Below are 12,604 nucleotides of genomic sequence, written 5' to 3'. Positions count from 1 at the left end.
GATCACGGAATGACCCAATAAGGAGAAAGAACTATGGCGCAGGCGACAAAAACCGATTTCAAGAAGCCCCAGGCAACAAAGCCTGTTTGTAATCGAATTGCGATCGTGTTTGACTTTGATGACACGTTAGCTCATGACACGTATGATGAATTAATCAAACGCTTAGGGCTAAATGTTGATGAGTTTCGCCAGCAACGGTACGAACCTTTGAAAGAAGCGGGATGGGATCATGTTGCAGCCAGGTTTTATTCTTTAATTCAAGAATCCAAACAGCGCCAAGAAAAAATTACCCAAGACTACCTGATCCAGTTTGGACAGGAGCTACAGCCGTTTGATGGTGTAACTGAGATGTTCGATCGCCTGCTTCAGCGAGTGCAGGAACTCAACCCCGAGATTGAATTAGAGTTTTACATCATTACCGGCGGATTTGCGGAAGTGGTTCGTCATACCTGTATTGCAGGTTACTTCAAACAAATTTGGGGGTGTGAATTTCATTATACCGACAATGGTGAAATTGAATTCTTGAAGCGCAGTATTAGCCACACGGAAAAAACTCGGTATTTAATGCACATTGCTAGTGGACAAGATCAGATTGATGGGGATGGGCGATCATTCGCTTATCGGGATGCTTCAGAAGAACAGCTACATATTCCACTTTCCCAAATGATCTATGTGGGGGATGGGGCATCTGATGTGCCTTGTTTTTCAGTCTTAAATGATGAAGGCGGCATTGCCCTTGGCGTTTACAAAAGAGATACGGTTACTGAATGGACTCAGCAAATTGAGGTGACTGAAAGCCAGCGAGTGATGAATCTTGCGCCTGCCGATTACCAGGAAGACTCGGAATTGATGCGATCGCTCACCTTAGCCGTTGAAAGCTTGTGTAAACAAATTGCTTTACGACAACTCAGTGCTGGAGAGTAGAGGGCAATACTAATGAATCGGACTCAAAGAAAACAAAAAACCTGGTTGGGGTTGAGTGTAACAACTTTTCTGTTACTAGTTTTGATTCATTTGGCATTACCGATGATATTTCTACTATTTCAAATTCCTTCTTTCACAGTTGGTCAGCAAGGTTGGATATTAAACTGGCAGAATAACGAAGCAGGATCAGGAATTGAGTTTAATCTATTATTTTTGCTGGGAGTAGCTATAGTGATTAGCTCAATTTTAGTATTAATCAGAGCTAAAAAAAACTAATATTTTGGCAGCATTGGGAGTGAGTAAAAAAATCATAGTTTGGTGCTCTAAGAATGAATAAGTACTGGTGGCGACGAATCAAATATTCTTTATTAGCCCTATTCGGCTGCTTACTTGTACTAGTACTTTGGAGCCTGCTAGAACCTTACTATTTGGATCGAAACATCGTTGATGTAGAAGTTCCAGCATTACCCCAAACCTGGCAAGGAAAGCAGATTGCTGTCGTTGCAGATTTTCAAATTGGGATGTGGATGACCAATACTAGCACTGTCGAACAGGCGATCGCGCAAATTATTACAGCTCGTCCTGCTGTTGTGCTCATGGCAGGTGATTTTGTGTACAAGCCGGGAGGAAACTTACAACCCGAACTCGATCGTGTTATTGAACTAGTGCGTCCGCTTGCTGCGGCTCAGATTCCTACTTATGCCGTTTTAGGGAATCATGATTATGGGGCAGCAGGAGGGCAACAACGCGCAACCCAAATTCGACAAGCCCTAGAGGAGACTGGGATTCGAGTATTGCAAAACCAGGCGATCGCCCTTGCTGAGACTGGTCAAGCAACCGAGAATGAGAGCCTTTACCTGGTTGGGATCGGGGCTTATTTACCCAAGCAATCTCAGCCCCTCAAGGCGATCGCGCAAGTTCCTGATCAAGCTGTTCGCTTCGTTTTTATGCACAATCCAGCTTCGTTTGCTGACCTTCCTTCAAACACAGCCCCGGTTGCTGTTGCCGGACATACCCACGGCGGACAGATCCGGATTCCGTTCATGTCGGATTGGTCGTGGATGGCGCTTGTAGAGGATAAACGGAGCTGGTCATGGCTCTCCAAAATCAGAGGTGATGTCGTGCGTGTATCTGGTTGGATTCCGGGCTATGGCAATGCGGAAAATCACCTCTATATCAATCGTGGCATTGGCTTCAGTCACTTACCCATTCGGTTTAATTGCCGTCCCGAATTAACGATATTCACCCTGCAACCACAGACACCACCATAAACCTGACTATGCAATTGGAATAATCATATGACCCGTCGAAATTCTTCCCCCCCTGATATTCAACGTTCCGCTCGCCAAGCCGCATCCCATCCCTGGGTAGAACGGTTGGCACGGTTCGGCTATGCCGCAAAAGGAGTTGTGTACTTCATTGTTGGACTACTGGCAGCTCAAGCTGCTTTTAGCACGGGTGGTAAAACAACAGATACAAGCGGCGCATTAGCCACTATCGTCAACCAACCGTTTGGAACGTTTCTGCTTGTATTGGTCACAATCGGGTTGATTGGCTATGCGCTCTGGCGTGTTGTCCAGACTATTTTTGATCCAGAACATTCTGGTGAAGACATGAATGCTAAGCGAATTGTGCAGCGGATTGGTTATGCATTTAGTGCGATCTCCTATGCAGGGTTAGCCTTCACGGCAATCAAGCTTATCATGGGGTTGGGAAGCCGCAATGGTGATACAACTCAAGATTGGACAGCACGATTTATGTCCCAACCCTTTGGGCGCTGGTTAGTTGGGCTGGCTGGTTTGGTAGTAATCGGAGTCGGGATTGCCTATCTTTATCAGGCTTATCAAGCAAAGTTCCAACGCCATTTTAAGGGGCATCAAATGAGCGAGACAGAACGCAAGTGGGCAAAATGGTTGGGACAATTCGGGATTGCGGCAAGGGGCATTGTGTTTGGTATTATTGGGCTGTTTTTAGTTCTTGCTGCGCTGCATTCGAATGCTAGAGAAGCGAGAGGGCTAGGCGGGGCACTAGCGACTCTGGCACAGCAACCGTTTGGTCCCTCGTTATTAGGTATCGTCGCTCTTGGCTTGATTGCTTATAGCATTTATTCATTAATTGAAGCTCGCTATCGACGTATTATTCAGCTCCAGTAACATGACCGTTTACGAAGGAGAGCATGTGATGAAGTCAGCTATTGAACGTACCTGTTGGGCGATCTCAGAAGGTTATATTCCGGCTTACGGCACTGGTACGGAACCCCAGTTCACCAGTCACGAAACTGCCTGTATGCTGAATACTTCCGATCAGGATGCCCAGGTCGAAATCATGATTTACAGCGATTGTCATTTGGTTAAGCCACACGATTCCCTACTCCCCACTCCCTACTCCCCGTCTTTCCTGTGGTCTACGCATCTGAAAACTGCTGTATGTTAGTGATCGTGATCCTGTGGGTCCTTACCGCGTCACGGTTCCAGCTCAACGTACCCAGCATGTGCGATTTAACGATTGGAATAATCCCGAACCCATTCCGCGTGATACAGACTATGCCAGCGTTATCACCTCTGATGTACCCATCGTTGTACAGCATACCCGGTTAGATTCTTGTCAGGCTGAAAATGCCTTGCTCAGCACGATCGCTTATGCCAATAGTTAGAGTCACAATAATTTCTAATCGATAACAATTGAAGCAAGAACACTAAAAACAGATTGCCCAAGTAATTCATCATGCAGACTTTTTGGTACAAAAACGCAGTTGTCTACTCACTTGATGTTGAAACATTCATCGACTCGAATGGGGATGGAATTGGCGACTTTCGAGGACTAACTGACCGTTTAGATTATCTGGGTGGTCTGGGTATCACCTGTCTCTGGTTATTACCGTTCTACCCAACGCCAAATCGAGATAATGGGTACGATGTGATGGATTATTACGGCGTTGATCCCCGTCTGGGAACGTTGGGGGACTTTGTAGAGTTTGTGCATCAAGCCCGAGATCGTGGGATTCGAGTGATTATCGATCTTGTCATCAACCATACGTCGATTGAGCATCCCTGGTTCCGACAAGCCCGCAAGGATAAAAAATCACCCTATCGAGAGTATTACGTTTGGACGGGCGATCCCCAACCTCAACCGAGTCTGGTTGCCTTTCCCACGCAGGAAGACAGCATTTGGGAATATGATGACGAGGCTGGCGAGCATTACCTGCACCACTTTTATAAAGAACAGCCCGATCTTAATATTGGCAATCCGGCAGTGAGGGAGGAAATTCTGCGGATTATGGGCTTTTGGCTAGAGTTAGGCGTATCCGGTTTTCGGATTGATGCAGCCCCCTTTGTGATTAAAGATATCGGGATCAAAAATACGAGTCCCGAAGAACTACAAAACTTTCTCCAACACATGCGGGAGTTTGTTGCGTCTCGGTGCTCCGATGCCATTCTGCTCGCAGAAGCAAATGTTTCGCCAGAGCAAATGTCAGTTTATTTTGGGGATGGAAATCGGATGCAAATGTTGTTTGGTTTCCTTCTCAATCAACATTTGTTTTTAGCCCTGGCAAGACAAGAAGCTGATGCCCTGAAAGATGGGTTAAAGATGTTACCCAACATTCCTGATAATGGGCAATGGTTGAACTTTGTGCGGCATCATGATGAACTGACTCTCGATCGCCTCAGTCAAGACCAGCAGCAAGAGATTTTTGCCGCCTTTGCACCAGAAGAGAACATGCAAATCTTTGGGCGTGGCATTCGACGACGGTTACCGCCCATGGTGCAGAACGATCGCCGCCGGATTGAGATGATTTATAGTCTGGCATTTACACTACCCGGCACTCCCCTCCTGCGATATGGCGATGAGATCGCGATGGGAGATGATCTCTCATTGCCAGGGCGAGATAGTGTACGAACCCCAATGCAGTGGGCTGATCAGCCCAACGGGGGCTTTTCTTCAGCCGCATCAGAAGCACTGCCTCGTCCTGTAATTGCGGAAGGCGAGTATGGCTATCAACACACTAATGTTGCGGTTGAACAACGTCATCCGGCATCCTTACTCAATTGGATGGAGCATCTCATCCGCACTCGTCGTCAATGTCCTGAGTTTGGTGATGGGCAATGGCGGATTCTGCCCACGGATGAACCGGCGGTCTTTGCTCATATCAGTGAGACAAACAGAACAGCAATGCTGGCAGTCCATAACCTGAGCGATCGCCCCTGCGTGGTAACCTTACCAGACATTGAGCCGCATCAGTTGGTGGAAGTCTTTAACGATAGTTTCTCTTTGATTCGGCGAAACGAGCCCTATCAATTGTCAGATCACAATACCGGCTCTTTACCCATCAATGCCTATGGTTATCGCTGGTTTCGAGTTTATCTAAACCATTCATAACACTGCAATCAAACAAGGCTAGGTTTATGACATACATCGGCTATCACGCCTCCCATGAACAGTTCAAGCCCAGTGAGTTGTTACGCTACGTTCAAATGGCAGAGCAAGCGGGATTTACCCACGTACTTTCATCCGACCATTTTCATCCCTGGAGTGAAACGCAAGGGCAGAGCGGGTTTGCCTGGTCCTGGTTAGGTGCTGCGATGCAAGCAACGCCTAACCTGTCTTACCGAGTGGTAAATGCACCGGGAGACCGCTATCATCCCGCCATCATTGCCCAAGCTGCGGCAACTCTGGCAGAGATGTTTCCCGAGCGCTTCTGGATTACGGTAGGCAGTGGGCAGGCATTGAATGAACACATCACTGGGGGGAAGTGGTTGGCAAAGGGCGATCGCAATGCTCGCTTGAAGGAATGCGTGGACATCATGCGGGCATTGTGGGCAGGAGAAACGGTAAACCACAAGGGCTTTGTGTGTGTCGAAGATGCCAAGCTTTATTCCCGTCCTGAGAACCCTCCTCTCATTATTGGAGCCGCAGTTACCGCAGCAACGGCGGGATGGTTGGGCAGTTGGGCTGATGGACTGATTACCATTTCACGCCCATCTGACCAGTTAAAGCAAGTGGTGGAAGCATTCCGCCGGGGGGGTGGAGATGGCAAACCCATGTTGCTCAAGGTGCAGCTTTCCTACGACAAGACCGAAGAATCTGCCCGACAAAAAGCTCATCAGCAATGGCGCAACAATGTTTTCAAGAATATTGTGATGACTGAATTACGCACTCCAGAACAATTTGATGCGGCTGGACAGTTTGTGCAACCGGATGAACTTGATCGTTACATTAGAATTTCAGCCGATATCCATCAACATATTCAGTGGTTAGAGCAAGATATTAAACTTGGGTTTGATGAATTGTTGCTCCACAATGTGAATCGAGAACAAATTCAGTTTATTGAAATATTTGGTGAAAGAGTCGTTCCTAATTTGAGATAAATTTTATATCTATTGATTTCCAACATAAGGTAGATGATGTTGCATCGATCCATTCATAGACTTAAACCAAGTAGAATCAATCGGTGTATGGTATGACTTTGTCTTCGATGCGGGACAAGTTCCCCAATATGAGATCGCTGATGTGGCTCGAACCACCGCTACCGGAATGGTCGTCAATCACCCCGATCCAGAGGTCTTGAATCCAAATCAGCCTGCCCCTCGTGGAGAAGTCGCGGCACTGGTTCATCAAGCCTTAGTCTATCAGGGGAAAATAGCTCCCCTCCCCACCAGTGAGACCGCTTCATCCTACATTGTGAGTCGTTAGTGATCAGCGAAATCAAGGGAATCAGTGATGCAAACTGAAATTGAGAATTTATTACCCAGTACTCATTTAGAGCGGGTTGCTGTTGTCCTGCGAGTTGCTGGCTGGTCAAGTTTTGTGACCCAGATTGTGCTGGCAGCAACATCCGGTGTGTTGCTGTTGTTAGCCGTATCTGGACGCAATTTTAATCAGTCAATCGTTGCGCCACCCGGTGTTGCGGGCGGCGCTATCACCACGACGCAAGCCACAACACCCAGTCTGGGAATTGGCATTTTTTGGGCAGTGGGAGGCTTTTTCGTATTGCTATTTGGCATCTACCTGGCATTTCGGCTCATCCGTTTCTCTAAACGTCTCCGCAATCCAAATCCGGTTATTCATCCTAAACGGGGTAAGGTGATGGAAGTGTTACGGCTGGCTGTGATTACGGGATTTGTAGGAATGTTGTTGATGATTTTAGGAAGTGGCGCAACCATTGGCGTGCTACTTGCTAAATCAGTTGCCCAACCGCAAGGGGTAGCAATCTATGACCCCAATCGCATTATTCGATCGCTGGATGTGTTTGTGGCAGCCGCAAATACAACAGGCATCACGGCGCATTTTGTAGGAGCATTTGCCGCACTGGGAGTATTTAACTGGTTGCATCGCCCTTCAGACCCGGTTTAGATCGCCGCGAATTAAGGCTGCTTTTCCATGTTTGATGATCTGAGTTCTATCACAACTCGGACAGTGTAAAGGTTCTAGCATTACTGGTATCTTTTCTGCCTCTAGGATCTCATTTGCAAATTCTACTATCTCATTGTGAGACCCACACGTCTATAACACTACCAGATCTGCCTTTCTATCCTTATATTTTTAGCACTACCATTAGCTCAATCGTTGCAACAACTCCAACAAGCCCAACTACAACTGGTGCAGAGTAACAAAATGTCTGCTCTGGGTAATCTGTTGGCTCGTGTATCTGGAAATCTGCAACCTGCAAAAGAGTATGTGAATGGCCTGCTGAAGCTGATTGATCTGTATCAACAAACTTACAGCAGTTTTTAGATGCGTAGACCACAGCAAAGACGGGGAGTAGGGAATCGTGTGGCTTAACCAAATGAAAATCGCTGTAAGTCTTCGAACCCATGAGAACCTACCGAAGTAGGGAGCAGGGAATAGAAATGAATGCTCAATAGTTACTGGTGTCTGGGGACGAGGGATTCAAAGGGCTTTCAGATGGGCTGGATGATCTGGTGGATGTGGGTGGGCTGACTAATAAGCTAAAAATGATCATGGTGAGAATTACACCACCCATAAATAGGAAGACTGTGGGCAGTTTCTGAGACATTTTCTTTTCCTCCAGGTTAGTGAACTGAAAATTAGCGGACTGATTTGACACCATCAAAGGCTTTAGTAATTTCTTCGGTGACATAGCTGATGGGGGCACGCTGTCGGACTTTAATCATGGCGACTACACTCATGCCGGGAGTGATGGGAAATCGTTCTGATTTACGATCTAAAAACTGGCGATCGAGGCGAACTTCAACTGGAAAAACGGTGGGCCCAGGGGTTGTTTCGCTTACTTTAACTGCCTCGCTACCCACTTTAGAAACAATGCCTTTGATGGAACCATATTCTGTAAATGGGTAAGCATCAATTCGGACATCTACCGGCATGCCAATTCGGATATTGGCAATATCGGCATTGGCAACCTGAACTCGTGCCGTCAGAGATTCGTTTGGAACCACTTGCAGTAGAGTTTGCCCAGGCTGAGCGACCACACCCGGCAGTTTAGGTCCGAGGTTAAACACAACTCCATCCACAGGTGCCTGTAAGTCTTGATTCTTTAAATCCAGTTTGGTCTGATTTAGTTGGGATGCCACCAGAACCAGTTGTCGCTGATTCTCTTTGATAGTGGTATCAAATTCAGCGTCCAGTTCTGCTAATCGGCGTTGCAAGTCCTGTTGGGTTTCGTTGAGCAGCTTTCCCTCTTCTACCTTTGTCTGTAGCTGGTTCACCTGCAACTGGCGCTTTTGCAGACTGTTCTGAATCATCTGTTTTTCTAGTTCACTGACGCTTACCCGTCGCTGAAGTAAGTTGACACGGGAAATGGCCCCCTGCTCGGCTAAAGGAGTTAACCGTCCTAAAAGTTCCTGCTCCGTTTGCAGTTGAAATCCGGTCTGGGCAAGTTGCGCCTCAGATTCGGCAATTTGTGATTGGATGTTGGTTTCCTGTAAGCGGGACAGCGATCGCAGATCCCACAGTTGCCGTTGAAATAGCTCAAACCGTTGTCGTTGTTCTGGTGACAAATGGCTGGGATCTCCGGTTATCTGTGCCACTAACAGCAACCGGGTTTGAACCCGATTCATCAGTTCAGGTGGAATCTTCGTTTCGCGTTGGCGTAAAGCTGCCATGGATTTACCCTGGTGAGCCATCCGCAGCATGGCTGTTTCATTCACGAGCTGCTCTCGCTGTGCCAGCAGGGCTTGCAACTGGTTATAAAGAGATGTTTTGTCCAGTTGCATGAGTAACTGCCCCTGTTCCACCACTTCCCCTTCCCGCACCAGGACTGCCGTCACTGTGCCACCCACCCTGGACTGAATCACCTGAGACTGGGACAGGGGTTCCAACTTGCCACTGGCATTGATCACCACATCAATCCGCGCCAGGACTGACCAGCCAACTCCGACAGTGATGCCAATCAGAATTATCTGAGTCACATGCTTAGTCCAGTTAGCGGCTGAGGGTAAACCAATTGATTTTGTATCCAGGTCTGCTTCGACCTGCTCTAACATACGGCGGTAGCGCGATCGCAGTGCTCTCAGGGGTGATAGTAGAGTCTGATGGAGTTTCATAGGAGTTGTTAGTGAGGAGTAAGGGGTGAGAGTTGAGAGTTAAGAGTTGAGAGTTGAGAGTTTGGATCATTAATCACTAATGACCAATGACCAATGACTAATGACCAATAACTAACAACTCCTCTTCATGCTTCTCTCGATTGCTGCGAGTACAGACAGTAGTAAAGTTGGCGGCGTGCGATCAAATCCTGGTGGGTTCCCTGTTCGACGATGATGCCGGATTGCATAAACAGAATCCAATCGGCGCGGGCGATGGTGTTGAGGCGATGGGTGATGAAAAAGCAGGTGCGATCGTGGAAGCGTTGCATCAAATTGGTGCAGACTTTTCGTTCGGTTTCATAGTCGAGGGCGCTGGTGGCTTCATCAAAAATCAGCAGACGGGGACTGCGAATCACGACACGGGCGATCGCAACTCGCTGGCGTTGTCCACCGGAGAGGCTGCTGCCCCGCTCTCCGACCTGGGTGTTGTAGCCGTCGGGCAGTTGCATGATGAAATCGTGTGCCTCGGCAATCTGGGCAGCGGTAATAATTTCTTCATCAGACAGGTTTTCAAACAGGGCAATGTTATCTCGGATGGTTCCGTGAAACAGAACCGCATCCTGGGATACAATGCCAACCTGCGATCGCAGGGAATTCAAATCCACTTTGCTGATGTCGTAACCATCAATGGTGATGCTCCCTGTCTGTGGCACATAGAGACGGGGGAGTAGCTTCATTAACGTACTTTTGCCGGAACCGCTCTGACCGACAATCCCAACAAACGTACCGGGGGCAATGTCCAGATCCACATTAGTAAGCTGAAGTTGTCCCGGTTTAAAGCCAAAGCTGATGCTGTGATATTGCACATGACCCGCGATCGCAGGCATTTGCAGATTCACTTTCTCACTGGATATTTCTTCTTCGGCGGGCGAATCGGCAATATCTGCCAGCAATTCCATTGATAGAGAGGTTTCCTGAAACCGCTGCCAGAGTCGTGCCAGCCGCAAAAGGGGACCTGTGACATAACCTGTTAGAATCCGAAAGGCTATCAGTCCACCCAGCGTCAACTCCCCTTGCAGCACCAGTTCTGCCCCGATCCACAATACTAATAAACTGCTGATGGTGTTCAGAAATTGGCTGTAGGAATAGAAGATGGTATTGACGGTTGAGGTAGTGAAGCCGCTGGTGAGGTATTGCACATAGCGATCGCGCCAGGTCGCTTCCACCAGAGATTCCATGTGCTGGGATTTAACGGAAGAAATGCCGCCCAGCACTTCGACCAGATAGGACTGTACCTTTGCCCCCTGCTCGGCTTTGACACGAATCAGCTTTTGCTGGATGCTGGACATAATCAACATGGAAACAATCACAATCGGAATTGTTAGCAGCACACAACTGGTTAAACGAACGCTATAAAGAAACATCACCCCGATATAAAATAGGGAAAATGCTACATCCATCACCGTTGTAATGGCTGTATCCGTCATGAACTGCCGAATGTTTTCCAGTTCTAGCAGGCGCGACGAGAGTTCCCCCACCGGACGTTTCTCAAAGAAGTTCAGCGGTAAATGGAGTAAATGACGGATGATTTCAACGCCCAGGTGCAGGTCAATCCGGTTGGTGGTGCTGATCAGTAAATAGGTTCGTAAAATAGTCAGTGCGCCTTCCAGCAGGGCAAACAAAATCATTAAGACACCAAACACAGTCATAGCGCTGGCATTGGCACTGACGATGACGTTATCAATGACTTGCTGAACCAGTAGGGGATTCGCCAGTCCCAATAGCTGAATCACCATTGAAGCGAGTAATACCTGGACTAAAATGCCACGCTGTTTCAGCACCATTGGCAGAAACCAGTGGAAACCAAACCGCTTTTTGGGAGTCGTTGGCAGTCGTTCCAGCACGATCGCCTGACAGGATGCCGTTTCAGGTTCACCAGAGGCATTTTGCAACCGCTCTGCCAGATCGGTTGTATCCAGGCGCAATAGTCCGGTACGGGGTGAACCCAGCACCACCCTGGTTGGAGTCACATCATGCAACACAGTAAAAATGTCGCCGCATTGGATCAAGGCTGGGGTTGCCAGTCGGTTAATACCGCCTGCGGTGGGTGTGTAACGCACTACCATTGCACTTAAACCGATTGCCTGAGCAATGCGAACGTATAGATCAAATGGTTCAATTGTTTTGACGGAAGGTTGCTTCAGCGATCGCCGCAGTGAATCGGGACGGAAGGGCACCTGCAAGAGATCGCAGACCATGCCCAAACAAGCCACCACATCTTCAGTCGGGTTAGGGGAAAGCGCCAACCAGATAGGATAGGAGGGGCTGGCAGGGGCAGGTTCTGGCGACTCAAAGAAAGTGGTGGGAGCCGCCGGATTGAAGGAGTCCAGATCGGCGAGGAGGCTGACAGCATTGTCGGTAGGATGGGGAATGGTGCGGCTCAAAAGTGACGATGCAATACAGGAACGGTCAATTCCCAATAGGCGGATTGGAAACCGTGAAGGACGGGACTGGGCTAACTGATCGACATGTTTGATTGACATCCCTATCGGTAGATTGAGAGACTCACCACCGCTGACCAACCAAACATAATCAGCCGACAATTCTAGCGGATCAGATTCCGTGCCATGCCAATGTTTGACAACCGACAATTGCTCCTGGTCAATGTATTGGACAATCTCCTTCAAATTCAAATCTGGTGGACGACCTGGCATATGCGACAGGCAGTGAAAAAGTGCGTCAAACACCTCCAGCACACCCACCCGTTCAGCCAGAACAGGCATCAGGTGTTCCAGGGCGATCGCTTCAAACTCATCCGCCGGTAATGCTAGCGTCAAAACATCACAATTTCCCGACTGGGAACCTACGGATGCCCTGACTGAGCCTGTGGTGACTCGACGAATTAAGCTATCCCAACCCACCACAGCCCCCTTTCCAACAACCGCTAACGTTGGGCTTTGAAACGACGTTGGACCCAGAATTCGGACGCGCTCTTGCACAATACAATGAACTGCGGAAGGTAGTTCCCTGGGGTGATAAATTAACTCACCCGGTTGGAAACAACATAATCGCAACTTAGATGCAACTCGCTCCCGCAGATCAACTGGCAACGCATTAAAGGGCCAGGTAACAAAGAAGTCAGTGATAAACGAATGCATAGGAGCATCAAATTGCGTCAT

14 protein-coding genes are annotated in these 12,604 nt (G+C 48.2%); 11 read left to right on the top strand and 3 right to left on the bottom strand.

Annotated features, from left to right (window positions below; all coding sequences use genetic code 11):
• Positions 1 to 33: 33 nt before the first annotated feature.
• The 11 genes from AC1S52_RS16185 to AC1S52_RS16135 all read left to right on the top strand — a co-directional run bounded on the left by AC1S52_RS16185 (position 34) and on the right by AC1S52_RS16135 (position 7,656).
• Positions 34 to 924, top strand: a complete 891-nt coding sequence (locus tag AC1S52_RS16185) for an HAD family hydrolase (protein ID WP_482030064.1) — start codon at positions 34 to 36, stop codon at positions 922 to 924.
• Between the two features lie 12 nt (positions 925 to 936).
• Positions 937 to 1,200, top strand: a complete 264-nt coding sequence (locus AC1S52_RS16180) for a hypothetical protein (RefSeq protein ID WP_482030063.1) — start codon at positions 937 to 939, stop codon at positions 1,198 to 1,200.
• Between the two features lie 53 nt (positions 1,201 to 1,253).
• Entirely contained in the window at positions 1,254 to 2,195 is a 942-nt protein-coding gene (locus tag AC1S52_RS16175) for a metallophosphoesterase (protein WP_482030062.1), read from the top strand.
• Positions 2,196 to 2,222: 27 nt separating this feature from the next.
• A complete protein-coding gene (locus tag AC1S52_RS16170) occupies positions 2,223 to 3,077 on the top strand; it encodes a DUF1206 domain-containing protein (protein ID WP_482030061.1) in 855 nt (284 codons plus the stop codon).
• A 28-nt stretch (positions 3,078 to 3,105) separates the two neighbouring features.
• Positions 3,106 to 3,357: a sensory rhodopsin transducer gene (locus AC1S52_RS16165; RefSeq protein WP_482030060.1), complete on the top strand. Its 252-nt coding sequence runs from the start codon at positions 3,106 to 3,108 to the stop codon at positions 3,355 to 3,357.
• 13 nt (positions 3,358 to 3,370) lie between these two features.
• The gene (locus tag AC1S52_RS16160) at positions 3,371 to 3,577 is read left to right on the top strand and encodes a sensory rhodopsin transducer (RefSeq protein WP_482030059.1); all 207 of its coding nucleotides are present in this window, start codon (positions 3,371 to 3,373) and stop codon (positions 3,575 to 3,577) included.
• 71 nt (positions 3,578 to 3,648) lie between these two features.
• Complete coding sequence (locus AC1S52_RS16155) at positions 3,649 to 5,301, top strand: alpha-amylase family protein (RefSeq protein ID WP_482030058.1); 1,653 nt, start codon at positions 3,649 to 3,651, stop codon at positions 5,299 to 5,301.
• Between the two features lie 26 nt (positions 5,302 to 5,327).
• Positions 5,328 to 6,290: a TIGR03885 family FMN-dependent LLM class oxidoreductase gene (locus AC1S52_RS16150; protein WP_482030057.1), complete on the top strand. Its 963-nt coding sequence runs from the start codon at positions 5,328 to 5,330 to the stop codon at positions 6,288 to 6,290.
• A 142-nt stretch (positions 6,291 to 6,432) separates the two neighbouring features.
• Entirely contained in the window at positions 6,433 to 6,615 is a 183-nt protein-coding gene (locus tag AC1S52_RS16145) for a hypothetical protein (protein WP_482030056.1), read from the top strand.
• Between the two features lie 27 nt (positions 6,616 to 6,642).
• Complete coding sequence (locus AC1S52_RS16140; protein WP_482030055.1) at positions 6,643 to 7,275, top strand: DUF3611 family protein; 633 nt, start codon at positions 6,643 to 6,645, stop codon at positions 7,273 to 7,275.
• A 213-nt stretch (positions 7,276 to 7,488) separates the two neighbouring features.
• Positions 7,489 to 7,656: a hypothetical protein gene (locus AC1S52_RS16135; RefSeq protein ID WP_482030054.1), complete on the top strand. Its 168-nt coding sequence runs from the start codon at positions 7,489 to 7,491 to the stop codon at positions 7,654 to 7,656.
• Between the two features lie 124 nt (positions 7,657 to 7,780).
• Here AC1S52_RS16135 and AC1S52_RS16130 read toward each other — a convergent pair whose 3' ends face one another.
• The 3 genes from AC1S52_RS16130 to AC1S52_RS16120 form a co-directional block, all read right to left on the bottom strand.
• A complete protein-coding gene (locus tag AC1S52_RS16130; RefSeq protein ID WP_482030053.1) occupies positions 7,781 to 7,939 on the bottom strand; it encodes a hypothetical protein in 159 nt (52 codons plus the stop codon).
• A gap of 31 nt (positions 7,940 to 7,970) precedes the next feature.
• The gene (locus AC1S52_RS16125) at positions 7,971 to 9,446 is read right to left on the bottom strand and encodes an HlyD family type I secretion periplasmic adaptor subunit (protein WP_482030052.1); all 1,476 of its coding nucleotides are present in this window, start codon (positions 9,444 to 9,446) and stop codon (positions 7,971 to 7,973) included.
• 125 nt (positions 9,447 to 9,571) lie between these two features.
• Positions 9,572 to 12,604, bottom strand: coding sequence for a peptidase domain-containing ABC transporter (locus AC1S52_RS16120; protein WP_482030051.1), 3,033 nt, complete (start codon positions 12,602 to 12,604; stop codon positions 9,572 to 9,574).

The sequence above is a fragment of the Kovacikia sp. CALU 1929 genome (genome assembly GCF_056784235.1).
The sequence above is the reverse complement of the archived record's forward strand: the minus strand, read 5'-3'. Positions and strand labels throughout refer to the sequence as shown.

Coding starts and splice junctions, on each gene's coding strand:
- AC1S52_RS16185 (WP_482030064.1), top strand. CDS start 34: ATGGCGCAGGCGACAAAAACCGATTTCAAGAAGCCCCAGGCAACAAAG.
- AC1S52_RS16180 (WP_482030063.1), top strand. CDS start 937: ATGAATCGGACTCAAAGAAAACAAAAAACCTGGTTGGGGTTGAGTGTA.
- AC1S52_RS16175 (WP_482030062.1), top strand. CDS start 1,254: ATGAATAAGTACTGGTGGCGACGAATCAAATATTCTTTATTAGCCCTA.
- AC1S52_RS16170 (WP_482030061.1), top strand. CDS start 2,223: ATGACCCGTCGAAATTCTTCCCCCCCTGATATTCAACGTTCCGCTCGC.
- AC1S52_RS16165 (WP_482030060.1), top strand. CDS start 3,106: ATGAAGTCAGCTATTGAACGTACCTGTTGGGCGATCTCAGAAGGTTAT.
- AC1S52_RS16155 (WP_482030058.1), top strand. CDS start 3,649: ATGCAGACTTTTTGGTACAAAAACGCAGTTGTCTACTCACTTGATGTT.
- AC1S52_RS16150 (WP_482030057.1), top strand. CDS start 5,328: ATGACATACATCGGCTATCACGCCTCCCATGAACAGTTCAAGCCCAGT.
- AC1S52_RS16140 (WP_482030055.1), top strand. CDS start 6,643: ATGCAAACTGAAATTGAGAATTTATTACCCAGTACTCATTTAGAGCGG.
- AC1S52_RS16130 (WP_482030053.1), bottom strand. CDS start 7,939: ATGTCTCAGAAACTGCCCACAGTCTTCCTATTTATGGGTGGTGTAATT.
- AC1S52_RS16125 (WP_482030052.1), bottom strand. CDS start 9,446: ATGAAACTCCATCAGACTCTACTATCACCCCTGAGAGCACTGCGATCG.
- AC1S52_RS16120 (WP_482030051.1), bottom strand. CDS start 12,604: ATGACGCAATTTGATGCTCCTATGCATTCGTTTATCACTGACTTCTTT.